This is a genomic window from Stenotrophomonas sp. ZAC14D2_NAIMI4_6 (genome assembly GCF_003086875.1).
Lineage (GTDB): Bacteria > Pseudomonadota > Gammaproteobacteria > Xanthomonadales > Xanthomonadaceae > Stenotrophomonas.
Window position 1 is genome coordinate 774467 of the sequence record NZ_CP025996.1, and the last position, 26751, is coordinate 801217.

A 26751-nucleotide genomic window follows, 5' to 3' on the forward strand; every position below is an offset into this window, starting at 1 on the left:
CCCGGTCGCAACACCCGCAACACCTGCAGTACCGCTTCAAGGCAACACACAACCCACACAGCCGCAACGGCAACATGACGCGCAAAGGCAGGAGGCCTGAACGCCCATGCCACCGAAAGCGGATACAACGAGGACACGGACATGGCGCATTTTGAACTGATCGAAAAGATGGCACCCAATGCGGTGATCAAGGTGGTTGGCGTGGGCGGCGGCGGCGGCAATGCCGTGGCGCACATGGTCAACTCGGCAGTGGATGGCGTGGAATTCATCACCGCCAACACCGACTCGCAGGCCATCAAGAATTGCGGTGCCAAGCTGCAGCTGCAGCTGGGTACCAACGTGACCAAGGGCCTGGGCGCAGGCGCGAACCCGGAAGTGGGCCGCCAGGCCGCGCTGGAAGACCGCGAGCGCATCATGGACGCCCTGCAGGGCGCGGACATGGTGTTCATCACCGCCGGCATGGGCGGCGGCACCGGCACCGGTGCGGCACCGGTGGTGGCCCAGCTGGCCAAGGAAATGGGCATCCTGACCGTGGCCGTGGTCACCAAGCCGTTCCCGTTCGAAGGCCGTCGCCGCATGCAGGTGGCACTGAAGGGCATCGAGGAACTGAGCCAGCACTGCGACTCGCTGATCACCATTCCCAATGAAAAGCTGATCACCGTGCTGGGCCGCAACGCCACCATGATCCAGGCGTTCCGCGCTGCCAACGACGTGCTGCAGGGCGCCGTGCAGGGCATCGCCGATCTGATCGTGCGCCCGGGCCTGATCAACGTCGACTTCGCCGACGTGCGCACCGTCATGTCCGAAATGGGCCTGGCGATGATGGGTACCGGCACCGCCCGTGGCGATGACCGCGCCCAGGCCGCCGCTGAATCGGCCATCCAGAACCCGCTGCTGGACGATGTGAACCTGGCCGGTGCCAACGGCATCCTGGTCAACATCACCGCCGGCGCCGACTTCACCATGGCCGAGTTCGACGAGATCGGCCGCACCATCGATGGCTTCGCTTCCGAAGACGCCACCGTGGTGGTCGGCACCGTGCTGGACCCGGACATGCAGGACGAAGTGCGCGTGACCGTGGTGGCCACTGGCCTGAACCGCGTGTCAGCCAGCAAGAGCCAGCGCCCGGGCGAGCGTGCGCCGATCAAGCTGGTGCGCAACGCCACCACCGGCCAGCCGGAATTCGGCGACTTCGACAACGGCGGCGATGCGGTGTCCAAGGCCGTGGGCGGCATGGGCCTGGGCCTGCGCCGTGCCAGCAGCGACAGCGTGGCCGCGTCCACCCCGTCGGCACCGAGCGCTTCGTCGCCGGCGGCCGCCGAACTGCCCAACGACTACCTGGACATCCCGGCGTTCCTGCGCCGCCAGGCGGACTGAGCGGGGTAGCCCGGGGCTTGTCCCCCCCGGGTTGCGCCACCATGTCCTGAAACGCAGGCGCCGGGCCAGGATGGGCCCGGCCGCCTTGCTTCGCGCGTCCCACCGGCGTCTACACGGCGTTTCAGCCGGGGTATGGGACCCTGCGTGTTAATCTAGTGTGTCACTTCCGGTCTGCCCCCCATGATCCAGCAACGCACTCTCAAGAACACGATCCGCGCCACCGGCGTTGGCCTGCACAGCGGTGACAAGGTCTACATGACCCTGCGCCCGGCACCGGTCAACCATGGCATCGTGTTCCGTCGCGTCGATCTGGACCCGGTGGTGGAAGTGCCCGCCAAGGCCGAACTGGTCACCGAAGTGACCCTGTGCACCGGCCTGACCTGCAACGACGCCAAGATCCAGACTGTCGAACACCTGATGTCGGCCCTGGCCGGCCTGGGTGTGGACAACATCATCGTCGAACTGTCCTCGCCGGAACTGCCGATCATGGACGGTTCGTCCGGGCCGTTCGTGTTCCTGCTGCAGTCGGCCGGCATCGTGGAACAGAACGCGCCCAAGCGCTTCATCCGCGTGCTGAAGACCGTGGAAGTGACCGAGGGCGACAAGGTGGCCCGCTTCACCCCGTACGAGGGCTACAAGCTGGGCTTCACCATCCAGTTCGACCACCCGATGATTCCGGCCAAGCAGTCGCGCCAGGAAATCGAGTTCTCCACACAGGCCTACACCAAGGAAATCTCCCGCGCGCGCACCTTCGGTTTCATGCGCGACCTGGAATACATGCGCGAGCGCAACCTGGGCCTGGGCGGTTCGATGGACAACGCCATCGTGCTGGACGAGTTCCGTGTATTGAACGAAGACGGCCTGCGCTACGCCGACGAATTCGTGCGCCACAAGATTCTTGACGCCATTGGCGATCTTTATCTGGCCGGTGGCCAGGTGTTGGGGGCCTACGAGGGCTTCAAGTCGGGCCACGCGCTCAACAACAAGCTGGTGCGCGCGCTGATGGCTGATGCCACCGCCTGGGAATGGGTGACCTATGAATCGCCCAGCGTGGAAGACCCGGTGGTGTATGCCATGCCGGCCTACGCGTGATCGCTTAAGTTGTTGAATTGAATAGAAACGACGCCGCCTTCCAGGGCGGCGTTGTCGTTTCCGTGGCCGCTGCCGACCGGCGCCGTGAAGCGTGACGTGAATGCGCTCACCGGGTCACGGTTTTGTGAACCCGGCCGATCGAAAGCCTGAATTTAACGTTGTTTTAACAACAATCTAACGACTCGACCACGGGGTGCCGCTAGGATGCGACCCGGCCCCCGAAAATGTTTCACGCTGCGGTGACACGCGCGACGGGGAGCGGAGCCGGATGCTCCGCTGCCATCAGGACCCTTTTCCCGTTTTACCGGGGACATCCTGCAAGGCTGCCAAGGCGTCGCGTAGCCCTTTGTGCGTGGCGGCTGAAACTGCGTGGGGGCCATTCCGGTTGTCGTGCGCTGGGGAGCGCGAGGGAGTGGGAGACGCAGTCTTGATGGTCACCTTGGTGGCCTTCAGCCCGATGGACCGGGCCGCGTCGAGCAACTGGGCTTCGGCAAGCCGCAACTTGGCATGCCAGACCGGGGATTCGACGAGAAAAACGAGGTGTTCGCCGTCCACATTGGCCAACCGGCAACGGTTGCGCAGCGGGGGCGGCAGTTGGGGGCGCAACTGACGGTCCAGCGCGTCGAGCCACAAGGCACGCCGCAGCGGGTTCCCGCTTTTGTCCGCCATCACTGCATCCAGGGCCGGTTTCGGCTTGGACGCAGGGCGAACGCTGGATTTCGGCTCAGACATGAAAACTCACTGATGGCATTCAAAAAGATCGTAATCAAAACGCGTGAACGTCAGGCCAAATCGCCGCTCACGCGTCTGCGGTTCTACTTCGAGGACCGCCCCCGCGCCCTGCTGGGCAGCGTGCTCGGGGTAGGCTGCATTATCGGCCTTGCCGGCGGCTTCGGCGCCAGTGCGCTGAACGACTCGCGCCTGCAGGCCAAGGTCGACCGCCAGGAGGCCGAGCTGGCCAAGGTCCAGCGCGATGCGCAGACCCAGGTCAACGCACTGGCCGCGCGCATGGGCGAGCTGCAGGCCCAGGCCACCCGCCTGAACGCGCTGGGCGAACGGCTGACCCAGATGGGCAAGCTGGAAGACGGCGAATTCGACTTCAACGAGACCCCCGGCCTGGGTGACGGCGATGCCGGCGGCCCGACCGCGGACATCCCGGTGAAGGACGTCAACGCCGACTTACAGGTGCTGGAGCAGCGCTTCGCTGCTTCAGGCCGCCAGTTGTCGGTGATGGAATCGCTGATGTTCGACCACCAGTTGCAGCAGAACGCCGTGCCCTCGCGCATGCCGATCCGCAACACCTACATTACGTCCAACTTCGGTACCCGTGCCGACCCGTTCGGTCGCGGTGCCGCCACCCACAAGGGCATGGACTTCCACGCCCGCGTCGGTGACCCGGTGATGTCGGTGGCCGATGGCGTGGTCAGCTTCTCCGGGGTGAAGGGCGGCTACGGCAACGTGGTCGACGTGGACCATGGCAACGGCTACGTGACCCGCTATGCGCACAATTCGCGCCTGGTGGTGAAGGTGGGCGACCTGGTGCGCGCCGGCCAGGAAGTGGCCAAGGCCGGTTCCACCGGCCGCTCGACCGGTGCCCACGTGCACTTCGAAGTCTGGGAAAACGGCAACGTGGTCAACCCGCGCAAGTTCCTGGGTGACGGCGGCAACACGCCGGTGGGCCGTATCAGCCGCGGCTGAGCCCCCGTCCGGGGTCGGATCCCTTCCGCAACGCGGAAGGGCTCTGACCCCATCGCGCAAGGGTTGAAACCCCTGCCGCCCGTCCCAAGCTACAATGGGTGTTGCCATCGACAGGGCGCCAGGCGCCCTGTTTCGTTTGCGGCGGACGGATCCCCAGGGGATGACCGGGCCGCTGTGTCCATCCAACCCGGTTCCTTCAATGATCAACAGCCTGCTTACCCGCGTATTTGGCAGTCGTAACGAACGACAGCTGCGCCAGCTCAACCGCATCGTCGCCAAGATCAATGCGCTGGAGCCGGAGATCGAGAAGCTTTCCGACGAGCAGCTGCAGGCCAAGACGCCGGAGTTCAAGCAGCGCATCGCCGGCGGTGAAGCCCTGGACAAGGTGCTGCCCGAAGCCTTCGCGGTCTGCCGCGAAGCCGGCCGCCGCGTGCTGGGCATGCGCCACTACGACGTGCAGCTGATCGGCGGCATGGTGCTTCACCTGGGCAAGATCGCAGAAATGCGCACCGGTGAAGGCAAGACCCTGGTGGCGACCCTGCCGGTGTACCTGAACGCGCTGGAAGGCAAGGGCGTGCACGTGGTCACCGTGAACGACTACCTGGCCCGCCGCGACGCCGCGCAGATGGGCAAGTTGTACAACTGGCTGGGCCTGAGCGTGGGCGTGGTGTACCCGGGCATGCCGCACAGCGACAAGCGCGAAGCCTACGCCGCCGACATCACCTACGGCACCAACAACGAATTCGGTTTCGACTACCTGCGCGACAACATGGCGCTGTCCAAGGCCGACCGCTACCAGCGCGGCCTGCACTACGCCATCGTCGACGAAGTCGACTCCATCCTGATCGACGAAGCCCGTACCCCGCTGATCATCTCCGGCCCGGCCGACGATTCCCCGGAGCTGTACATCCGGGTGAACCGCATCGTGCCGAACCTGGTGAAGCAGGAAGCCGAAGACGGCGAAGGCGACTTCTGGGTCGACGAAAAGGGCAAGCAGGTGCACCTGTCCGAAGCGGGCATGGAGCACGCCGAGCAGCTGCTGGTCGACGCCGGCATCCTCGACGGCCAGACCGAAGGCCTGTACGCGGCGCAGAACCTGACCGTGGTCCACCATCTGAATGCCGCACTGCGCGCGCACGCCATCTACCAGCGTGACGTGGACTACATCGTGCGCGACGGCGAAGTGGTCATCGTCGATGAGTTCACCGGTCGTACCCTGTCCGGCCGCCGCTGGTCCGACGGCCTGCACCAGGCCGTGGAAGCGAAGGAAGGCGTGCCGGTACAGCGCGAGAACCAGACGCTGGCCAGCATCACCTTCCAGAACCTGTTCCGCATGTACAAGAAGCTGTCCGGCATGACCGGTACGGCCGATACCGAAGCATTCGAATTCCAGAGCATCTACGGCCTGGAAGTGGTGGTCATTCCGACCAACCGCCCGACCATCCGCAAGGACAGTCCGGACCAGGTGTTCCTGAACCGCAAGGGCAAGTTCAATGCGGTGCTGGCCGACATCGAAGAATGCGCCAAGCGCGGCCAGCCGGTGCTGGTGGGTACCACCTCGATCGAAACCTCGGAAATGCTGTCCGAGCACCTGCGCAAGGCCGGTGTGAAGCACGAAGTGCTCAACGCCAAGCAGCATGACCGCGAAGCGACCATCGTTGCCAACGCCGGTCGCCCGGCCGCCGTGACCATCGCCACCAACATGGCCGGCCGTGGTACCGACATCGTGCTGGGCGGTTCGCTGGAAGCGGAAATCCACGAGCTGGGCGAAGGCGCGACCGACGAGCAGAAGGCCGCGATCAAGGCCGAATGGCAGAAGCGCCACGATGCAGTGAAGGCCGCTGGCGGCCTGCACATCGTCGGTACCGAACGCCACGAATCGCGCCGTATCGACAACCAGCTGCGCGGTCGTTCCGGCCGCCAGGGTGACCCGGGTTCGTCCCGCTTCTACCTGTCGCTGGAAGACAACCTGATGCGCATCTTCGCCTCTGACTGGGTGCAGAAGGCCATGCGCATGATGGGCATGAAGGAAGACGACGTCATCGAAGACCGCCTGGTCAGCCGCCAGATCGAGAAGGCGCAGCGCAAGGTGGAAGCGCACAACTTCGACATCCGCAAGAACCTGCTGGACTTCGACGACGTCAACAATGACCAGCGCAAGGTGATCTATTCCCAGCGCGATGAACTGCTGGACGCCGAGTCGGTGAAGGACAACGTCGATGGCATCCGCGACGATGTGATCTTCGACGTGGTGGCGCGCTTCGTGCCGCCGAACTCGATCGACGAACAGTGGGACCTGCGCGGCCTGGAAGCTACCCTGGAATCGGATTTCGGCCTGCAGATGTCGCTGGTCGACATGGTCAAGTCGCACGAAGAACTGGACGCCGAAGCCATTGCCGCCAAGGTGCTGGAGCGCGTGAACCAGCACTTCGCCGAGAAGGAAGCCGGCGTGGGCGAAGAGACCATGCGTGCGCTGGAAAAGCACGTGATGCTGACCGTGCTGGACCAGAGCTGGAAGGAACACCTGGCCCGCATGGACTACCTGCGCCAGGGCATCTACCTGCGCGGCTACGCACAGAAGCAGCCCAAGCAGGAATACAAGAAGGAAGCCTTCGAGCTGTTCTCGGACATGCTGGAAAACGTGAAGCGCGAAGTGGTGACCCTGCTGGCCCGCGTACGTATCCGCAGCGACGAGGAAGTGCAGGCGCTGGAAGCGGCCGAACGCCAGCAGGCGCAGGCGCGCCTGAGCCAGTCGCAGTTCCAGCACCAGGATGCCGGCGGCTACAGCGCCGACGAAGAAGCCGCCCAGGTGCAGGCCGCACAGCAGGGCGTGGCGCAGCGCCAGCGCGACGAACCGAAGGTCGGCCGTAACGACCCGTGCCCGTGCGGCAGTGGCAAGAAGTTCAAGCACTGCCACGGTCAGCTGAGCTGAGCTGAGTAAACCGAGCTGAGTCGCAAAAGCCCCGCAAATGCGGGGCTTTTTTCGTTCTGGCAGATGCGTCTTGTGAGCCATTTCCCATAACAAGAGTTTTCAGATTTATCTGACCCATGTGTCGGGGCAACCCCCACAGCAAAGTCAGACCCGTGCCATGGGCATGCCCCGTTCGCGCCCGTATGTTGCACGGGCTCTGCGGTGGGACTGCAGAACCTGCCGGCGGAGCTGCGTCGATGTCGCCCCCGCGATACCGCGCATCCCTGATCGACAAACACATGGAGCTTCATGAACAGGATCTATCGCCAGGTGTTCAACCACACCACCGGCCAGGTGCAGGTTGCATCTGAACTCACCACGTCACATTCGCCGGGCCGCGCCAGCGTCGGCCACGTCCACCGTTCGTCGTCGCTGCGCAGCGCGCTGCTGCTGGCGCTGGGCCTGGCCGCGCTGCCCGCGCAGTCGGCGCTGGCCGCTGCCTATGACTTCCCCAGCAACGAGACCGTGTCCGACAGCCGCGGCTATGTGGATGGCTTCCGCATCGGTGTGAATTCGCCGATCACCATCGACCTGATGCCGGGCGCGGTGCTGACCGCCAATGGCCCGGTGTCGCTGGGTACGACTGTCGGCGGCATCGGTACCCTGAACGTGACCGGGCTCGGCAGCAGCGTCGTGCTGACCGACACGTTCGAAGACATGCGCGTGGGTGATGCCGGCAAGGGCGTGCTGAACCTGACCGGCGGCGGCACCGTGACCGTGGCCCGCAACGTGGTCCTGGGCAACGTGTCCGGCGGCGAGGGTGCGGCGCTGGTCAGCGGTGTGGGTTCCAAGCTCACCGCACGCCAGATCGATATCGGCAAGGCCGGTACCGGCAGCCTGGTGATCAGCGACGGTGGTGTGGTTGACACCACCGCGGTGAACAGCTCCACCCTGCTGCAGGGCATGCGCATCGGCGCGGACGCAGGCAGCACCGGTTCGGTCACCGTCGACACCGGTGGTGTACTGAACATCGCCAACAACCACCTGATCGTCGGCCAGCGCGGCCAGGGCGAGCTGAACATTGCCAGCGGCGGCATCGTCAACGTCGGCCAGACCCTGGCCGTGGGCATCGTCGACGGCGCCACCGGCACGGTCAACGTGACCGACGGCGTACTGGTGGCCCAGGACATCCTGCTCGGCCAGGAGTCCGGCTCGACCGCCACTCTGCGCGTGTCCGGCGCCAGCACCGTGCAGACCGACACCTTTGAACTGGGCGAACGCGGCAATGCACTGCTGCGCGTGGAAAACGGTGGCGTGCTGCGCGCCACCACCTCGCTGATCGCCGAAACGCCGGACGGTTCGTCGGGTGACCGTGGCCAGGTCGGCCGCATCGAAGTCAGCGGTGCCGGTTCGGCCATTGAATCGGCGCGTGTGGATGCCACGGCCAGCCTGTTGATCGACAACGGCGGCGCGATCCGTTCGAACGTGGCCAACATCAAGAACTCGTTCGGCGCCGGTACCGGCGCCAGCCGTGCCAAAGCCACCCTGACCGGTGCCGACAGCCAGTGGATCAACACCGGCGTGATGGAAGTCACCACCGACCTGCAGGTGCTCGACGGCGCCCGCATCAGCACCGACACCCTCAGTGTGTCCGGTGGCTCGGACTTCCCGAAGGGCACCGCCGCGCTGTACCCCGAACAGGTCGTGGTCAGCGGCGAGGGCTCGTCCATCACCGCTGCCAACGGTATCTCCGTCGGCCGCACCACCTTCGATCCGCTCGGCGTGCTGGCGGTGAACAACGGTGCCAAGCTCAGTGCCGGCACCGGCTATACCCTGGACAACAGCGGCTATCTGGTCATCGGTGGCGGCCTGCAGGACTGGACCGCTGCCGACGGCCCCACCTGGGCAGCGGCCGAAGCGGCCGGTGAACTGGATGGTTCGCCGATCACCATGAACAACGGCCAGGGCGGCCTGCTGTTCAACCACACCGGTGACATCACCCTGTCCAATACCATCGCCAGCTCGTCTGCGTCGATGACCTACGGTGGCCTGCACCAGCTGGCCGGCAGCACCACCCTGGACGGTGACCTGACCGCCTTCGGCGGCGACATCAACGTCAGCGGCGGCACCCTGGTCATCAATTCCGATACCTATACCGGCCAGGGCTACACCGGCAGCAGCCAGGCGGTGACGCAGGACATCACCGTGACCGGCGGCACCCTGGTGCTCAATGGCGCGTCGGGCTTCCAGCAGGAGATCAACTACGGCACGGGCCTGGGCAGCGCGATCATCCGCAGCTCGACCGCCACCATCCGCGACGGCGGCGTGCTGGCCGGCAACGCCACCGTGGGCCAGACCTTCGTGCGCAATGGCGCGGTGCTGTCTCCGGGCCAGAACGGTGTGGGCGCCATCACCATCGATGGTGACCTGTACTTCAACAACATGGCCGTCACCCCGGAACAGGTCGCCGGCAAGGCGTTCTACGATGTGGACGTGCTGGGCAACGGCCAGGCCGACCTGCTGACGGTGGCCGGCAAGGCCTACCTGGGCAAGGTCAACTACGCCGGTGAACACGGTGCCACCGGCGTGCGCATCACCGCGCTGGACCCGGCCACCAGCTACCAGAATGGCCAGAGCTACACGATCCTGAGCGCGGCCGGCGGTATTGAAGGCCAGTTCGATGACGTGATCTCGCGTTCGGCCTTCCTCGACCCCAGCCTGGTGCAGGCCGGCAACGACGTGCGTCTGCTGATCGCGGTGAAGAGTGACGAGACCGGCCCGGGGCCTGGCCCGGGTCCGAACCCCGATCCGGGTACGCCGGGCACGCCGGGTACCCCGGGCGAGGGCGGTGGCGTGACCCCGCCGGCCGTGTTCGGTGCCGTTGCCGCCACCGGCAACCACCTGGCCATTGCCGGCGCGCTGGATACCCTGCAGCAGTCCGGGCAGGCGCTGGCGCTGTACAACCAGCTGCTGATGCTGGACGCCGACGAAGCGCGGCTGGCCTTCGATCACCTGTCCGGCGAAATCCACGCCAGCAACCGTGCGTTGCTGCTGGACGATCGCTTCCTGCGTGAAGGCATCTCCCAGCGCCTGCGCACCGACCCGACGATCAAGGCGCAGGGCGGCGGTTTCTGGCTGTCCGGCGGTGGCGCCGCCAATCGCCAGGACGGCGACCACGGCAGCGCCCGCAGCCGCCAGCACCGCGAAGGCCTGATGGCCGGCCTGGACTGGACCTTCGGTGAAGCCTGGACGGTGGGCCTGGCCGCCGGTGCCGAGACGCTGCGCCAGCAGGTGGACGCGCGCAGCAGCAAGGCCGATGTCGATGCCGTGCACGGTGGCCTGTACGCCTCCTATCGCATGGGCGAAGCCTGGTTCACCGCCGGTGCCAGCTATGCCGACTACGACCTGGATACCGATCGCACGTCGATCGTCGGTGGCATGCAGCAGCGCCTGCGTGCCGGCTACAGCGCCGATGCCGTGTCCGGCTTCGCCGAAGGCGGCTGGGACATGGACCTGGATCGCCTGGTGCTGACCCCGTACGTGGCCGTGGCCTACACCCGCCTGTCCACCGATGCGGCGCAGGAAACCGGCGGCAGCACCGCGCTGGTGATCGATGCCAGCAAGGACGAGGTGTGGACCGCGACCGCCGGCCTGCGCGCCAGCTGGGACATCAGCGCCGGCCAGGACGACGGTGCCCGACTGGTGGCCGGCCTGGCCTGGCAGAACGCGGCCGGCGATGTGCGCAGCAGCTCGCGCCAGCGCTTTGCAGTGGGCAGCAGCACCTTCAGCATCGATGGCGTGCCGCTGGCCCGCAACGTCGGCATTGCCGAGCTGGGCGTGTCGGTGAACATCGGCGACAACAGCCGTCTGTCGCTGGGTGCACAGGGCCGCGCCGGTGGCGGCCAGCACGAGCTGGGCGCGCAGATGACCTGGAACGTGCAGTTCTGATCACGCGTACTGCGTGGATGTAGACCGGGGGCCCCGCAAGGGGCCCCTTTTTTTTGGTTCTTCAGCCAACTCCGGAACGCGCTTCTTGTGAGCGTCTGCTCACAACGAAATTTTTCAGACTTGCCCGACTCACGTGGCGGGGCAACCCTCACAGGAAAGTCGGACCCCTGCCATGTGCATGCATCGACGCCGCCCGTAACTTGCTGGAGCCCCGCGGCGGGGCTGCAGAACCTGCCGGCGGAGCTGCGCCGATGTCGCCCCCGCGGCATCGCGTATCCCTGATCGACATCCACATGGAGCTTCATGAACAGGATCTATCGCCTGGTGTTCAATCGCACCACCGGCCAGATGCAGGTCGCATCTGAACTTGCCGCCTCGCAAGCGCCCGGTCGCGCCAGCGTCGGCCACACCCACCGCCCCGCGTCGCTGCGCACTGCGCTGCTGCTGGCCCTGGGCCTGGCCGTGCTGCCCGCGCAGTCGGCACTGGCGGCCGCGTACGAGTTCACCGCCGACGACACGGTGAGTGATCCGCGCAGCTACGTCGACGGCTTCCGCGTCGGCCCGGACGGCACCGTGGTGGTCAACGTTGTCGATGGCGGCAGCCTGGCAACCAACGGATTTGCTTCCCTGGGCACGCTGGCCGGTGGCGTCGGCACGTTGAACGTGTCCGGTACCGGCCGCGTCAGCCTGACCAGCGTGTTTGACGACATGCGCGTAGGCGATGCCGGCAGGGGAGCGCTGAACGTCAGCAACGGCGGCACCGTCGCGGTGAGGCGCAACGTGCTGCTGGGCACCCTGGCCGGCAGCCACGGTGCGGTGCGGGTCGACGGTGCAGGTTCAACGTTCACCGCACGCCAGTTCGAGGTCGGCAACTTCGGCAGCGGTGAACTGGTGATCAGCAACGGCGGCGTGGTGGAAACCATTACCGCGCCCGTTCCGCTGTCGTACGGCATGCGCATCGGCGCGTCATCAGGCAGCACCGGTTCGGTCACGGTCGACACCAGCGGCGTACTGAACATCACCGACAACCATCTGTTCGTCGGCCAGCGCGGCAATGGCGAGCTGAACATTGCCAGCGGTGGTGCGGTCAACGTTGGTCGGACCCTGGCGGTGGGCATAGACGACGGTGTCACTGGCACGGTCAGGGTGACCGATGGCGGCGTCCTGGTGGCCAAGGACATCGTGCTCGCCCAGAATACCGACACGACCGGTACCCTGCTGGTGTCCACGGCCAGCAGCGTGCAGGCCGATACGGTCGAACTGGCGCACTACGGCCACGCGCTGCTGCGGGTGGAGAACGGTGGCGTGCTGCATGCGACCACCTCGCTGATCGCCGAAGGGCCGAACCTGCTCTTCGGCGACGAGGGGCAGGTTGGGCGCATTGAAGTGAGTGGCGCGGGTTCGGCCATTGAGTCGGCGCGCGTGGAGGCCACGGCCAGTCTGCGGGTCGACAACGGCGGCGCGATCCGTTCGGACGTGGCCAAACTCCAGAATTCGTACGGTGCCAGTGCCGACGGCAGCCGGACCAAGGCCACCCTGACCGGCGCCGGCAGCCAGTGGGTCAACAGCGGCGCCATGCAGGTCACCACCGACCTGCAGGTGCTCGATGGCGCCCAGATCACCACCGATACGCTCACCGTGACCGGTGGCGCGCAGTGGCCCAAGCACGACATCGAGCCGTACCCCGAACAGGTCCTGGTCAGTGGTGCCGGTTCGTCCATCAGCGCTGCCAACGGCATCACCGTCGGCAGGGGCACGTTCGATCCGCTCGGCGTGCTGGTGGTGAACAACGGTGCCACGCTCAGTGCCGGCACCGGCTATACGCTGGACCACAACGGCTACCTGGCCATCGGTGGCGGCCTGCAGGACTGGACCAGGGCGGGCGGCCCGGTGTGGGCAGCGGCCGAAGCGGCCGGTGAACTGGACGGTTCGCCGATCACCATGAACAACGGCCAGGGCGGCCTGCTGTTCAACCACACCGGTGACATCACCCTGTCCAACACCATCGCCAGCTCCTCTGCGTCGATGACCTACGGTGGCCTGCATCAACTGGCCGGCAGCACCACGCTGGACGGTGACCTGACCGCCTTTGGCGGCGACATCAACGTCAGCGGCGGCACCCTGGTCATCAATTCCGATACCTATACCGGCCAGGGCTACAGCGGCAGCAGCCAGGCGCTGCCGCAGGGCATCACCGTGACCGGCGGCACCCTGGTGCTGAACGGTGCGTCGGGCTTCCAGCAGGAGATCAGCTACGGCGCGGGCTTCGGCAGCGCGATCATCCGCAGCTCGACCGCCATCGTCCTCGACGGCGGCGTGCTGGCCGGCAACGCTACCGTGGGCCAGACCGTCGTGCGCAACGGCGCGGTGCTGTCTCCGGGCCACAACGGTGTGGGCACCATCACCATCGATGGTGACCTGTACTTCAACAACATGGCTGCCACCGCCGAGGAGGTCGCCGACAAGGCGTTCTACGACGTGGACGTGCTGGGCAACGGCCAGGCCGACCTGCTGACGGTGACCGGCAAGGCCTACCTGGGCCACGTCGCTCATTCCGGTGAACATGGTGCCACCGGCGTGCGCATCACCGCGCTGGACCCGGCCACCAGCTACCAGAAGGGCCAGAGCTATACGATCCTGAGTGCGGCCGGCGGCATTGAAGGCCAGTTCGATGACGTGATCTCGCGTTCGGCCTTCCTCGACCCCAATCTGGTGCAGACCGGCAACGACGTGCGTCTGTTGATCGGGGTCAAGAGTGACGGGCAGGGCCCGGATACCGGTTCGGAGGATGGCGGCGTGACCCCGCCGGCCGTATTCGGCGCCGTGGCCACCACCGGCAACCACCAGGCCATTGCCGGCGCGCTGGACACCCTGCAGCAGTCCGGGCAGGCGCTGGCGCTGTACAACCAGCTGCTGATGCTGGACGCCGACGAAGCGCGGCTGGCCTTCGATCACCTGTCCGGCGAAATCCACGCCAGCAACCGTGCGTTGTTGCTGGATGATCGCTTCCTGCGTGAAGGCATTTCCCAGCGCCTGCGCACCGACCCGACGATCAAGGCGCAGGGCGGTGGCTTCTGGCTGTCCGGCGGTGGCGCCGCCAATCGCCAGGACGGCGACCACGGCAGCGCCCGTAGCCGCCAGCACCGCGAAGGCCTGATGGCCGGCCTGGACTGGACCTTCGGTGACGCCTGGACCGTGGGCCTGGCCGCCGGTGCCGAAACGCTGCGCCAGCAAGTGGATACGCGCAGCAGCAAGGCCGATGTCGATGCCGTGCACGGCGGCCTGTATGCCTCCTACCGCATGGGCGAAGCCTGGTTCACCGCCGGTACCAGCTATGCCGACTACGACCTGGATACCGATCGCACGTCGATGTTCGGTGGCATGCAGCAGCGCCTGCGTGCCGGCTACAGCGCCGATGCAGTGTCCGGCTTCGCCGAAGGCGGCTGGGACATGGACCTGGATCGCCTGGTGCTGACCCCGTACGTGGCCGTGGCTTACACCCGCCTGTCCACCGACGCCGCGCAGGAAACCGGCGGCAGCACCGCGCTGGTGATCGATGCCAGCAAGGACGAAGTGTGGACCGCGACCGCCGGCTTGCGCGCCAGCTGGGACATCAGCGCCGGCCAGGACGACGGTGCCCGCCTGGTGGCCGGCCTGGCCTGGCAGAACGCGGCCGGCGATGTGCGTAGCCGCTCGCGTCATCAGTTCGTGGTGGGCAGTAGCGCGTTCAGCATCGATGGCGTACCGCTGGCCCGCAATGTCGGCATCGCCGAGCTGGGCGTGGCGGTGAACACCGGCGCACACAGCCGTCTGTCGCTGGGCGCGCAGGGTCGTCTGGGTAGCGGTCAGCGTGAGCTCGGCGCACAGATGACCTGGAACGTGCAGTTCTGATCACGCCTGCCGCTTAGGTGTAGAGCGGGGCCCCGAAAGGGGCCCCCTTTTCAGGGTTGCGCTGGGCGCCGCCGATTGGGCATGCTCTGGCCATGCCTCCCCCGAAACGATCGATTCATGTGGTGGCCGCAGTCATCACCGACGCCCGCGGCCGCGTGCTGCTGAACCGCCGCACCGAGAACCGCGACATGGCCGGGCTGTGGGAGTTCCCCGGCGGCAAGCGCGAACCGGGTGAAACCTCCGAACAGGCCTTGGTGCGCGAACTGCGCGAAGAGCTGGGCATCGAGGCCGACATCGGCGACTGGCTGATGGATGTGCCGCAGCATTACCCCGACAAGCACTTGACCCTGGAAGTGCGCCATGTGCGCAGCTGGAAGGGCAGCCCGCGCGGGCGCGAAGGCCAGGCCATCACCTGGGTAGCCCAGGACAAGCTGGGCCGCTATTCGATGCCGCCGGCAGATCTGCCAGTGGTAGCTGCGCTGCGCCAGCCCGACCAGTACCTGATCACCCCGGCGCCGGCCGACGATGACGTGCTGGCAGAGCAGTGGCAGCAGCGGCTGCAGCAGGCGGTTGCCGCCGGCCACCAGCGCATCCAGTTGCGTCTGCCGTCGCAGCACCCGCAACGCCAGCTGCTGATCGAAAGCGCCATCGGCTCCCACCGTCGCGGCGGGCCGCAGTGGCTGGTCAACCGCGATATCGAATTGGCCGCGGCGCTGGGAGTCGGGGTGCATCTGGGCAGTGAGCAGGTGCTGGCGCTGGCCGAACGGCCCTTGCCGGCCGGCCAGCTGGTGGCTGCCTCGTGTCACGACCTGGCGCAACTGCAGGCCGCGCAGCGGCTGGGCTGCGACTTTGCAGTGCTGGGGCCGGTGCAGGCCACTGCCAGCCATCCCGGTGCCACGCCGCTGGGCTGGGAAGGATTCGCTGCGCTGCGTGCGCAGGTGTCGTTGCCGATCTACGCGTTGGGCGGGATGGAACCGCACCACGTGGCCGACGCCCGCCGCCACGGCGCACAGGGCATCGCCGCGATCCGCGGCCTGTGGCCCACCTGAGCGGGCGCCTGAGGGGTCGGATCCGCGCGCAGCGCGGCTCTGACCCCAGAGGTTGCCAGAGGTTGAGGCAGGGTCAGAGCCGCGCTGCGCGCGGATCCGACCCCACCGGTGGATGCGATCTCAAAGGGTGATCCAGAAACACCCGTACTGCCGCCGCAACCCCACCACCGTGGCCGCGCGCGTAGCGCTGCCCGGCAGCGTCTGCTCCAGCCGCAGCCCCACCGGGTGCCGGCGCACAGGTGTCTCAGCGTCCTCAGGGTCGGATCCCTGCACCGCAGGGCTCTGACCCTCATCCACCGCCTGCTGCGGGTACACCGGCACCACATCCACCAGCGGGCGCCGCACAACCGATTCCAGCTGCCCCAGGATGCGCTGCGCTCCTGCATCGGACACCGCACCCCACAGATACAGCGACGACAGCCGATTCACATCGCCGGTCGCCACGGCGGTCTGCACCGCCTGCACCAGCTCGCTCAGCCGGCGCGGGCACTGCGCACCCAGTGTGTCGCGCTGCGCGGTGGCACCGGCCGGTGCGGGCGGCGGTTGCCGCGACCGCGCGCCCAGGCTGTCGCAGGGGCGGTCGGTGTACACGCTCTGGCCCTGCGCATCGGTACAGCGGTTCAAGCGCGTGGCCTGCGCGTGGGCCAGCACCGGCAGACTGGCCAGCACGACAGCCAGCACGGCGGGAATTGCGAGGTTCATGGGCCCAGCGTAACGCCGATGCCGACAAAGTTGTGCGTAATCAGCCCTGCAACAGCTTCAGCACCGACACCGTCGGCTTGGCCAGGTTCAGGGTGTAGAAGTGCAGGCCCGGCGCGCCGCCGTCCACCAGACGCTGGCACAGCCCGGCGACCACCTCGGCACCGAACGCCCGCACCGATTCGGCATCGTCGCCGTATGCCTGCATCTTGCGGCTGATCCAGCGCGGGATTTCGGCGCCGCACTGTTCGGAAAAGCGGCGAAGCTGGCTGAAGTTGGCGATGGGCATGATGCCCGGCACGATCGGCACGGTCACGCCCAGCTTGCGCACGGCATCCACGAAGTGGAAATACGCATCGGCGTTGAAAAAGTACTGGGTGATGGCGGCATCGGCGCCGGCATCGATCTTGGCCTTGAAATGCCGCAGGTCGGCCAACGCATCCGACGCCTGCGGGTGGGTTTCCGGGTAGGCGCCCACTTCAATGTGGAAGGCGTCGCCGTGTTCGGCACGGATGAAGGCGATCAGTTCAGCGGCGTAGCGCATGTCGCCGGGAAACCCCATGCCCGAGGGCAGGTCGCCGCGCAGTGCGACCAGCCGGCGGCAGCCGATGGCGCGGTACAGCTTCAGCAGCTCGCGGATCTCCTGGCGGGTGCCGCCCACACAGGACAGGTGGGGTGCCGCGTCGAAACCATGGTGCTGGTTGAGGTGGCGCACCGTTTCGGAGGTGTAGCTGAGCGTGGAGCCACCGGCGCCGAAGGTACAGGACACATAGTCGGGCGCGTAGGCCTTCAACCGGGCGGCGGCACGGTCCAGCTGGCCACGCTGCTCATCGGTCTTGGGCGGGTAGAACTCGAAGCTGATGGCGGTCATGGCACGGGCAGTGGCGGCGGGTGCGGTTGAGTATATCTCTCCATCAAGATGGATGTGAAGCTGTATCACGTGAAGAACTGGCCCGTCGCGAGGGACCGTTCACCCGGCTGCCGGGCCGTTGCTCCTGAATCGCAACCGCGGACCCCGCTCCGCCGGCACGCTGCTGCCGTGGCAATTTCGCCCGATGAAGGAGCAGTGCGATGAAGAACCTGTTGGCACGGCTGGTGATGATTGGCGTGGCGATGACGGCGCTGGGGCCCGGGCTGGCGCACGCCGCCACTGCGACCAGCGGCACCGTCCAGGTCGAGGTCGTCGGCACCGGCCGTCCGCTGCTGATGATTCCCGGCCTGAACAGCAGTGCGGAGGTCTGGCGCGAGACCTGCCTGGCGCTGAAGGACGTGCAGTGCCATCTGCTGCAGTTGCCGGGCTTTGCCGGCGCGGCGCCCGCCGATCCGCTGCCGGACGACTTCCTGTCGGCCATGCGCGATCAGGTGCTGGCCTATGTGCACGCCCGGAAGCTGCACCGTCCGGCAGTGATCGGCCACAGCCTGGGCGGCGTGCTGACCCTGGCCATGGCCGTGCAGGAACCGGATGCGCTGGGGCCGTTGATCATCGTGGACGCGGTGCCGTTCTACGCCGGCATGCAGAACCCGCAGGCCACTGCGCAGAGCGTGCGGGCGCTGGCCGGGCAGATGCGCGCCTCCATGCTGGCGGCGGACGCGGCCAGCTACCGGGCACAGGCCGAGGCGGCACTGGCGCCGCTGACCAACGTGGCCGCGCGACTGCCGGAACTGCAGCGCTGGGGCCGCGACAGCGACCGTGCCAGCACGGCGGGTGCGATGTATTCGCTGCTGGTGCATGACCTGCGGCAGGAGGTGGCCAGCATCCGTTCACCCACCCTGGTCCTCGGTGCGTGGGCGTCGTACCAGGCCTTCGGTGCCACCGAAGCGTCGGCGCGCACGATCTTCCAGACGCAGTACGCGGCACTGCCAGATGTGCGCATCGAACTGAGTGCCAGCGGCCACCATTTCCTGATGTGGGATGATCCGCAGTGGCTGCAGGCGCAGGTGCAGGCGTTCCTGGACAGCCACCGCTGATGCTTGCTGCCTTGGGGTTCCACCATGCCTGATCCCACCTCCACGCTGCGCTTCTGGCTGATCAACGGCATCGGCTGGATGCTGTTCGGCCTGCTCAGTCTGGCCATGAGCGGGGCCTTCGGCGCGGGCGCCAGCAGTGGCGGCACGTTGATCAGCGTGGGCCTGGCCATTGCGCTGTGCGCCGTCAGCGGCGCCATGCGCGCGCTGGCGGGGGCGCGCCACTGGTGGCAGCTGGAGGTTGGCGCGCTGGCCGTGCGGCTGGCGCTGGCGGTGTTGCTGGGTGCGGCCCTGGCGCAGTTGCTGCTGACCGCCGTGCTGCAGCCGGCGCTGGCGCTGGGGTGGGTGGATTTCGCTGGCCGGCCGGCCGATTTCCGCCCACTCGCACGCGTGCTCTACTGGCTCAACACCGTGCTGGTGCTGGGCCTGTGGACCGCGATATGGGCGGGCCTGCACAGCGTGCGCCGTGCGCGCCATGCCGAACTGGCCCGTCTGCGCGCCGAGGCCGAACGCAGTGCGCTGGAGCGCGACGCGCTGCGTGCGCGGCTCAATCCGCACTTCGTGTTCAATGCACTGAACAACCTGCGCGCACTGATCCTGGAAGATCCCGAGCGCGCGCGCGACATGGTGACCCGGCTGTCGCGCACTTTGCGCCAGGCATTGGCGCACAACCGCAGCGAGCAGGTCACCCTGGCCGAGGAGCTGGCCGTGGTTGATGACTATCTGGCCATTGAAAGCATCCACTTCGAGCAGCGCCTGCAGGTGCAACGCCACATCGATGCCGATGCCCTGCAGGCACAGTTGCCCGCGATGGCGCTGCAGCTGCTGGTGGAAAACGCGATCAAGCACGGCATCGCCCAGCGCGCGGGCGGTGGCGAGGTGCACATCCGTGCAACGCTGGACCGCGATGTGCTGCGCCTGCAGGTGGACAACCCACGGCCCAGCGGCAGCGATGACATCCATGGTCATGGCATCGGCCTGGCCTATCTGCGCGCGCAGCTTGGCAGCCAGGGGCGCTTCACCCTGCAGCCGGTGGGCCAGGGTATGCAGGCCGTGCTGGAGATTCCGCAATGAGTGGCATGCTGCGCGTACTGATTGTCGACGATGCGCGGTTGGCGCGGCAGGAGCTGCGCACGCTGTTGTCGGCCTGGCCGTGGGTGCAGTGCGTGGGCGAGGCCGATGACGTGCCGGCCGCCCGCGCGGCCATTGCCACGCTGGCGCCGGACCTGGTGCTGCTGGATGTGCAGATGCCCTCCGGCAGCGGCTTCGAGGTGCTGGACGGGCTGGAACGCGTGCCGGCGGTGGTGTTCGTCACCGCCTACGACACTTACGCGGTGCGCGCCTTCCAGGCCAACGCGCTGGATTACCTGGTCAAGCCGGTCGAGGCGCCGCGTCTGCTGGAAGCACTGCAGCGGGCACGCCAACGCGAGGACATGCAGGCCGAAGTGCCGGCGGCGCGCGGCGCGCTGGGCGCGCATGACCAGGTGTTCGTGCGCGACGGCGAACGCTGCTGGTTCGTGGCGGTCAGCGAGATCGGCCGCCTTGTTGTGGATGGCAACTACACCCGCCTGTGGTTCCGCGGCGAGAACGCCCTGCTCAGCCGTAGCCTGAGTGCGCTGGAAGCGCGACTGCCACCAGACATGTTCTTCCGTGCCAACCGCAACACGCTGGTGAACCTGCGCCGCATCCGTGCGGTGACACCCAGCGTGGGTGATGGTTATGACCTGGCACTGGATGATGGCAGCGAGGTGGAAGTATCACGGCGGCAGGCGAGGGAGCTACGGGAGCGGATGGCGCTGTAAACGGAAGCTCCGACACGCACTCATAACTCTGCACTGACCGGGCTGGTGAGGAAGCCCCAGAGCAGCCTCGCCATTACCGCCGGAGAACGTGCCTGCGCGCGCATGGTCCAGCAGCGCATCCAGGCGCGGGCGGTCGTAAAGATGGCCTGCGAGCAGCACCGCATGGATGCGGCGGGTATTGCGGATGTCCTGCAGGGGATTGCCGTCGAGCAGCACCAGGTCGGCTGCTTTTCCTACCGCCACACTGCCGTGCACGGACTGCAGTTCCAAGTGACGCGCGGCCTGCAGTGTGGCCGCGCGCAGCACATCGGCCTGGCCCAGGCCGGCCTGCTGCAGCCATTGCAGTTCATCGTGGTAGCGGAATCCGCCCAGGCCGGTGTCGGTGCCGACCAGTACCTGCACGCCAGCGCGATGGGCGGCGCCGGTCAACGCAAGGCCATGGCGGAAGTACGCCTGCAGTGCGGCATCGCCACGGGGGCCGGGATAACGTGCGGCAGTAGCTTGAAGATCATCGCGCCAGGCCCAGCGCGACAATGGATCCAGATAGGCCAGACGAGGGTCGTTGATGAAGGCCGGATCACGGGCGCGCGCATCTTCCTCGCGGGTGACATGGGTGGGCACGAACACGGCACCACTGGCGTGCATCAGCGCGAACGCTTCCTCGCAGACTGCGGACTGGTGACCTGCGACCATCTGCTCGGCCAGCGCCGTTGGATCCTCACCATCGAGCTTGCCTTCGCGCCATTGCGTGGCATTGTCGAAGCAGTGGCGGGGAAATACATGCGCGTGCTCGAAGCTCCGCTGGCCGGCCTGCAGCGCATCCTGCAACTGGACCGCCTTGGGCAGGTGGCCGACCAGCGGACGCTGCAGGCGCTGTGCCTCGACAGCCAGCTGTTGGTAGGTATCCGCGCGCAACCGGTTGTAGACCTTCAGTGCATCGATGCCGCGGGCATCGTATTCGCGTGCACGGCGGATCGCTTCATCTGCCCGCATCTCGGGGTCTTCGAAGTAGAAGCTGGCCACCTGCACGAAGCGGGGCGCGACCTGCTGCCCTGCAATGGCCTGGGCGGTCCAGCGGCGCTTGTCGGCCACGCAGGCGATCAATGGATCAGTGCGCTGCGGGCAATCCATCATGTCGCGTGTGCCGGTGATGCCGTTGGCCAGCATCATTGGGAATTGGAGCTGGGGTGACAGCTGCAAGGCGTGGGTGTGCATGTCCCAGAATCCCGGCGACAGCCAACGGCCGCCGGCATCAAGCACTGGTAGCGCCGGATCCGGGGTCGCATCGCCAATGGCAGCGATGCGGCCTTCGCGTACCGTCACTGTGGTGGGTTCGCTGGCCTGTCCGTTCACCACATCCAGCACCCGCACATTCACGATTACCCGGCTGTTGCCGGTTTCGGGCTTCGGCGGTGCCTGCAGTGGCCAGAACAATGCGGCGGCGAACAGCAAGGGAGGCGTTGCCAGGCTGGCGGTGAATACCAAGGCCAATCGCTTCCAGCGGCGGCGAGGGGAGGAGGACAATGCGCGTGCTGCTTCCATGAGCCAGCGATCCTTGCAGGAGGTCACCGGCAGGGTGCGACAATGGCGGCCCTGGCGCCAGTGACCTTCGGTTCGCGGCCCCTCGGCCGGGCCGCGGCGGTTACTCTGTGCTGGACCTTCTGCTGCCACCACACCATGTCCATCGTCCTCACCGAATTCGCCCGTCCCCGCCTGTTCCCGCGCGTGCCGCGTGGCAACACCATCCAGGACGTCAGCGCCGAGCAGTTCCAGGCGCACCTGAACGCGCACGCGCCGTTCAAGGTGCTGGATGGCTATGCGCCGTTCTGCAAGCTGTTCGTCTACGAGAACTGGACCAGCACGCGCTGCCTGACCGTGCCGGTCACTGATGCCAACCGGCACCTGCTGCGCAGCGGCTATGAAGCGCGCAACCGCGAGGAGCTGCCGGTCCTGGTGCGCTGGTTCGAGGGTGTGGAATCGCCGCGCGCGAATTATCTGGTGGTGATCCTGTACAGCGCCGAGCAGCTGGCGAAGGAAGGCTCGCCGATCGAAGCCGACTGGGGCATCGTCGGCTGCATCTACACCGCCGAGCCGGAAGAGGTGCCGATGGCCCCGATCACCATGATGCGCAATGCGCTGGGCGTGGAGGAGGGCGGTTCCGGCGTGCCGCTGGACCGCGAGGCGTACCGGCGTTCGGTGGAATTCTGGGAAAACAACGCCAACTGGCGGCCGTAGGGGGATGCCTGCCGCAAGGTGAACGTGGCAAGGACGGCGGGGGCGCTACCATGTCGTCGGTTGAACGCATGGAGCACAACATGGAACACAACAGGACGGTTCGCTCATGGATGCCGATTGCGCTGTGTGTTTCGGCGCTATTGGCAGCCTGTGACGGTTCGGCAGCACGATACGAGGCAGGGGCTGCCTGCGGCGGCTTGTCCGATATGACCGCGATTCGCGATGCCGGCGTTGACGCGCTGCGGTCCCAGGCGGAAGCAGGGCGGTGCACCTTCCATGCCGAAGCCGATGATGCAGCCGCGCTGGCACGCCAGCAGGCAATGTTGCAGGCGGTGTCGGTCATCGCCTGCAGCGCGCCGGCCATCTCCGTGGGTGAAACATCACCGGTACGCTTGGCACTGCAGCTGCCCGCGCGCTGCCCGTTGGCATCCAGCACGCCGTTGATTTCCACGGGCAGGAGCTGGCACAAACGTCAGCCGTTCTCGATACCGTTCTATCCCCCTGCCGCCATTCGCGAGCAGCAGGAGGGGCGCGTCGAGCTGACGCTTCTACTGGATGCGCAGGGCAAGCCGCAGGCGATCATCGTGGCCCGGTCCACGGGTCACCCGCTGCTGGATGAGGCCGCACTCAAGCATGCCCGTGCATGGCGCTATGAGTACGAGGCACCGGGAAAGCCGGCTTCCATGAGCCTGGTGCGCGATACGGTTGACTTCAAACTCAACTGATCCGTTCAGGGCTGGGCGGCGGCCTTCCACTCCCACCACGGATAGTGATACTCGCGGTCGATGGCCTGCCAGTGCTGGCCGCAGAGGGTGCAGGCGACGCTGTGGCAGTCGCCCCAGCCATCCTCCGCTGCGTCAAGCGACAGCAGCTGCATTTGCCCGTGTTCGATCAGACGACGAGGGTCGAAGAACGGATAGCTGGGGTTGAGTGCACACAGGCAGCCAGTGGCCGCTTGCCAGTAACGCAGCCGCTGCAGCGCCGCCTTCAGGTGCGCCTGGTTGCTGACCAGCATGCCGCCCAGCGCAATGCCCGCGCTGCGCTGCTCGATCAACGCCGCATGCGGTGCCAGCGCATCCAGCGACGCGGCATCGAACAGGCGGGCGGTCGTACGCGCGGCGTCGGTGATGCGTTCGCCGTCGCCTGACAACAGGTCCTGCAGCAGCGCCTGCGCCTGGGCATGGTCGAGAACGGGGGCTGGCGCCGCAGACCACGGCCAGCGCATCAGCGCGCCTTGCCGATGGCGGCGAAGCGTCCGCCGGTGAGCTGCAGCAGATCGCGCGGTGCCAGTTCCACTTCCAGGCCGCGACGGCCGGCGCTGACGTGCAGCGTGTGCAGCGGTTCCGCACTGGCATCGAGGAAGGTACGCAGGCGCTTCTTCTGCCCCAGCGGGCTGATGCCACCGACCAGATAGCCGGTCGCGCGCTGTGCGGCATCGGCAGTGGCCATTTCGCACTTCTTGCAACCCGCGGCTTCGGCCAGCGCCTTCAGGTCCAGCTGGCCGGCCACCGGCACGATGGCCACCAGCAGCTCGTGGGTTTCGGTGCTGGCCAGCAGGGTCTTGAACACCTGTGCCGGGTCCAGGCCGAGCTTTTCCACGGCTTCGCTGCCATAGGAGGCGGCGTGGGCATCGTGCACGTAGCTGCGCACGGTGTGGGTGATCTTCTCGCGCTTGAGGAGATTGATGGCGGGGGTCATGCGTACATCGTAGCGCGCAGGCGCGGGCCTGCCTTGACCGAGGCTACTGGTGGGCCCCTGCGATAATGCGCGCTGCACACCGTCTGGAATCTCATCATGCGCGCACCGCACCTGCTTCATGGCCTGACCCTGGATAGCGAGCCGTGCGCGGGGCCCTACCCACCGCAGGGGTTCTGGCCGATCGCCGAAGGCGCGCTGGGCAACGGTGATCAGTTCGGTCTGTACTGGCCATTGGGACGCGAGGCTGAGCCGCCCGTGGTCTGCGAGATGTTCCATGACGAAGGGCGCATGGTGTTCCGCCACTCCTCGCTGGATGTCTTCGCGCAGTGGCTGGATGCCGGTGGCGCAGAGGACGACGACGATGCGGGCGGGGCGCCGCATGAGCACGCGGTCCCGGATGCGGAATCGCCATTGCCCTTGATCGAGCGCGCGCAGCTGCATGTGCAGGCCGCTGAGCCGGCCCAGGCAATCGGGCTGCTGGAAGATGCCTGCAGCCGCTTTCCGGAACTGCAGCGTGCGTGGGCGATGCTGGCAGGGCAGCAGATGCGCCTGGGCCAGCATGCGGAGGCGGTGGCGGCGGCACGTTCTGCCATTCTGGCGAACTGGGCGTTCGGCATTCCCGAGCCCGGTGTGCTGCGTATCCTGCGTACAGCCGATGCCAGCGGCGATCCCGTGCTGGTGATGGCCCAGCAGATGGGATTCGGCTTCGGTGGCGCCAAGACCAACCCGGACTATGCGCTGATGCAGGCGTGCATTGATCAGTGCTGGCAGGCGGGCGACACGCTGGCGGCACTGCGTGTGAGCCAGAACCGCTGCTACGTGTTGAGCAGCGAGACTGTTTCCTTCCAGCAGCGCGAAGGCTTCGACCTGGAGGCCTGGCGGCGCGACTTCGCCGCACGGTGCCAGACTGCGCTGCACGATGACCGGCAGCGCATGTAGATCCAGACCATGGGGTCGGAGCCCTTTCCGCTGGGAAGGTATCCGACCCCGGTTACGCGGAATCAGCGCGACATCGACTGCTGGGTCTGCATCTGTTCCTGGGTCTGCCGCTGCGACAGTTCGTTGTCCAGCGCCTGGCTCTGCCGCGTGCTGTCCTGCAGGTTCTGGTTCACCGCCTGCGACAGGTCGACGTAGGTGCGGTGCATGGCGGGATCGCCGAGCTGGCCCTGCACCGCGAACACGCCCTGGTTGTCCGGCCGCGCCAGCACGGTGTCGACCTGGCTCATGCCGGCCACCTTGGACTCGTAAGCCACCTGGCCAGCAGCATTCTCGAGCTGGTTGCGGTCATTGAACAGCGGCGACAGGCCGCCCTGGCGGCGCTGTTCTTCCAGCGCTTCCAGCTTTTCCACGACCTGCTGGTAACGCGGGTTGTCGGCGTGGCCCGGGCTGGCCATGGTCGGCTCGGCCGCTGCGCGTTCCTGTTCGGCCGCCTGCGCGTGCTGCTGGGTGGCTGCATCCAGCGCGCCCAGCGTGTCGCCGCCCGCCTTGCCGTCGACAGTGAGCTGGTGGTCGCGCTGGAACTGCTTGACCGCTTCCAGGGTGCCGGGGCCGAAATCGCCATCGGCCACCAGCGGCTTGCCGTCCTTGCCCAGGTAGCCCAGGTCCGACAGCTTCTGCTGCATGGCCTGCACCTCATCGCCCTTGCTGCCGTTGACCAGCACGCCGTTGCCCGCAGGCGTTCCGGGCGAACCGTGCGAGGGGGCATGGGTGGGAGTGATGCCGATCTGGGTCATGGCCCGGTCGAAGCGCTCATCGCGGCTGGCCACGGCGCCCGGCGCCTGGATGCCGTACTTGGTGGCATCGACGAAGTTCTGCACGTCGCCACGGGTCGGCGGATTGCCGGCCTGGATGGTGCCGCCCTGCAGCTTTTCCGCGTTGCCGGCCAGATAGTTGATGAACTGCGGGCCCATGCTGCCGAACTGGTTGTCGTAGTCGGCCATGGCCAGCTGCAGTTCCGGGTTGGCCGCGATGGCATCGGCGGCGGCCGGGTTGGTGGCACGCACCTTGGCGATGGCGTCGTCGACGCGCTCGATGGCGCTGTCCAGCTTGGCGTTGGTGAGCTCGTCCATCTTCGCCTGCGGAATGGCCTGCAGCTTGGCGTCGAGCGCCGCCAGCTGCTGGGTGCTCAGCCCGCCCTGCTGCGACAGCAGTTCGATGTCACCGGCGGTGAAGCCGTTGTCGCGCAGGAAGCGCCGGGCCTGCGGGTTGCCGCCGACGTCGAACTGCACCAGCCCGAACGAGTAGGTGCTGGCGCCCTTCTGCGCGTATGCGAAGTGGTCCAAGTGGCGGGTGTTGCCGCCCAGCTCGGTGTTGAGGAACAGCGTGGACAGCTGTTCGCGGGTAAGCGTGGAATCCGTTGCCATGGTCATGGTCCTTCAAAGAGGGA

20 protein-coding genes are annotated in these 26751 nt (G+C 66.9%); 13 read left to right on the plus strand and 7 right to left on the minus strand.

Annotated elements, in window-relative coordinates; translation table 11 throughout:
- Positions 1-141: 141 nt before the first annotated feature.
- Positions 142-1377, plus strand: coding sequence for a cell division protein FtsZ (gene ftsZ, locus C1933_RS03345; RefSeq protein WP_108748533.1), 1236 nt, complete (start codon positions 142-144; stop codon positions 1375-1377).
- A 180-nt stretch (positions 1378-1557) separates the two neighbouring features.
- The gene (gene lpxC / locus C1933_RS03350) at positions 1558-2469 is read left to right on the plus strand and encodes a UDP-3-O-acyl-N-acetylglucosamine deacetylase (RefSeq protein ID WP_108748534.1); all 912 of its coding nucleotides are present in this window, start codon (positions 1558-1560) and stop codon (positions 2467-2469) included.
- A 282-nt stretch (positions 2470-2751) separates the two neighbouring features.
- Here the strand turns inward: lpxC and C1933_RS03355 are convergent, their stop codons facing one another.
- On the minus strand, positions 2752-3201 hold the full coding sequence (locus C1933_RS03355) for a DUF721 domain-containing protein (RefSeq protein ID WP_108748535.1): 450 nt from the start codon (positions 3199-3201) through the stop codon (positions 2752-2754).
- A gap of 12 nt (positions 3202-3213) precedes the next feature.
- Between C1933_RS03355 and C1933_RS03360 the strand changes: the two genes are divergently transcribed.
- From C1933_RS03360 to C1933_RS03380, 5 genes are all read left to right on the plus strand, one after another.
- A complete protein-coding gene (locus C1933_RS03360) occupies positions 3214-4167 on the plus strand; it encodes a M23 family metallopeptidase (protein ID WP_108752183.1) in 954 nt (317 codons plus the stop codon).
- 199 nt (positions 4168-4366) lie between these two features.
- Positions 4367-7099 carry a preprotein translocase subunit SecA gene (gene secA / locus C1933_RS03365; protein ID WP_108752184.1) on the plus strand — a complete coding sequence of 911 codons (2733 nt, stop codon included), beginning with the start codon at positions 4367-4369 and terminating at the stop codon, positions 7097-7099.
- A 288-nt stretch (positions 7100-7387) separates the two neighbouring features.
- Entirely contained in the window at positions 7388-11026 is a 3639-nt protein-coding gene (locus C1933_RS03370) for an autotransporter domain-containing protein (RefSeq protein ID WP_108752185.1), read from the plus strand.
- Positions 11027-11329: 303 nt separating this feature from the next.
- Positions 11330-14917 carry an autotransporter domain-containing protein gene (locus C1933_RS03375; protein ID WP_108752186.1) on the plus strand — a complete coding sequence of 1196 codons (3588 nt, stop codon included), beginning with the start codon at positions 11330-11332 and terminating at the stop codon, positions 14915-14917.
- A 92-nt stretch (positions 14918-15009) separates the two neighbouring features.
- Positions 15010-15966 (plus strand): Nudix family hydrolase, encoded by a 957-nt coding sequence (locus C1933_RS03380; protein WP_108752187.1) that lies wholly within the window; start codon positions 15010-15012, stop codon positions 15964-15966.
- Positions 15967-16086: 120 nt separating this feature from the next.
- On the opposite strand, the gene C1933_RS03385 is transcribed toward C1933_RS03380, so the two are convergent.
- Complete coding sequence (locus C1933_RS03385) at positions 16087-16668, minus strand: DUF4124 domain-containing protein (RefSeq protein ID WP_108752188.1); 582 nt, start codon at positions 16666-16668, stop codon at positions 16087-16089.
- 40 nt (positions 16669-16708) lie between these two features.
- Complete coding sequence (metF, locus tag C1933_RS03390) at positions 16709-17536, minus strand: methylenetetrahydrofolate reductase [NAD(P)H] (protein ID WP_108748541.1); 828 nt, start codon at positions 17534-17536, stop codon at positions 16709-16711.
- 200 nt (positions 17537-17736) lie between these two features.
- Between metF and C1933_RS03395 the strand changes: the two genes are divergently transcribed.
- Genes C1933_RS03395 through C1933_RS03405 form a run of 3 tightly spaced genes read left to right on the plus strand, consistent with a single transcriptional unit; the run spans position 17737 to position 20432 of the window.
- Positions 17737-18633, plus strand: a complete 897-nt coding sequence (locus C1933_RS03395; protein ID WP_234414645.1) for an alpha/beta hydrolase — start codon at positions 17737-17739, stop codon at positions 18631-18633.
- Between the two features lie 24 nt (positions 18634-18657).
- The gene (locus tag C1933_RS03400; RefSeq protein WP_108752189.1) at positions 18658-19704 is read left to right on the plus strand and encodes a histidine kinase; all 1047 of its coding nucleotides are present in this window, start codon (positions 18658-18660) and stop codon (positions 19702-19704) included.
- Positions 19701-20432, plus strand: coding sequence for a LytTR family DNA-binding domain-containing protein (locus C1933_RS03405; RefSeq protein WP_108752190.1), 732 nt, complete (start codon positions 19701-19703; stop codon positions 20430-20432). Before C1933_RS03400 ends, C1933_RS03405 begins: the two co-directional genes overlap by 4 nt.
- Here C1933_RS03405 and C1933_RS03410 read toward each other — a convergent pair.
- On the minus strand, positions 20409-21974 hold the full coding sequence (locus C1933_RS03410; protein ID WP_234414646.1) for an amidohydrolase family protein: 1566 nt from the start codon (positions 21972-21974) through the stop codon (positions 20409-20411). The two genes, C1933_RS03405 and C1933_RS03410, sit on opposite strands and share 24 nt — an antisense overlap.
- Positions 21975-22109: 135 nt before the next feature.
- Between C1933_RS03410 and C1933_RS03415 the strand changes: the two genes are divergently transcribed.
- Positions 22110-22667 (plus strand): DUF3228 family protein, encoded by a 558-nt coding sequence (locus C1933_RS03415; protein ID WP_108752191.1) that lies wholly within the window; start codon positions 22110-22112, stop codon positions 22665-22667.
- Positions 22668-22747: 80 nt separating this feature from the next.
- Complete coding sequence (locus tag C1933_RS03420) at positions 22748-23392, plus strand: energy transducer TonB (RefSeq protein WP_159093942.1); 645 nt, start codon at positions 22748-22750, stop codon at positions 23390-23392.
- Positions 23393-23397: 5 nt separating this feature from the next.
- Here the strand turns inward: C1933_RS03420 and C1933_RS03425 are convergent, their stop codons facing one another.
- Both C1933_RS03425 and ybaK read right to left on the minus strand, forming a co-directional pair.
- A complete protein-coding gene (locus C1933_RS03425) occupies positions 23398-23892 on the minus strand; it encodes a hypothetical protein (protein WP_108752193.1) in 495 nt (164 codons plus the stop codon).
- Positions 23892-24365: a Cys-tRNA(Pro) deacylase gene (gene ybaK, locus C1933_RS03430; protein ID WP_108752194.1), complete on the minus strand. Its 474-nt coding sequence runs from the start codon at positions 24363-24365 to the stop codon at positions 23892-23894. Before ybaK ends, C1933_RS03425 begins: the two co-directional genes overlap by 1 nt.
- 96 nt (positions 24366-24461) lie before the next feature.
- Here ybaK and C1933_RS03435 point away from each other — a divergent pair, with 96 nt between their 5' ends.
- Positions 24462-25304, plus strand: a complete 843-nt coding sequence (locus C1933_RS03435) for a tetratricopeptide repeat protein (RefSeq protein ID WP_108752195.1) — start codon at positions 24462-24464, stop codon at positions 25302-25304.
- Between the two features lie 62 nt (positions 25305-25366).
- Here C1933_RS03435 and C1933_RS03440 read toward each other — a convergent pair whose 3' ends face one another.
- A complete protein-coding gene (locus C1933_RS03440) occupies positions 25367-26728 on the minus strand; it encodes a peptidoglycan-binding domain-containing protein (RefSeq protein WP_234412292.1) in 1362 nt (453 codons plus the stop codon).
- Positions 26729-26751: the final 23 nt, after the last annotated feature.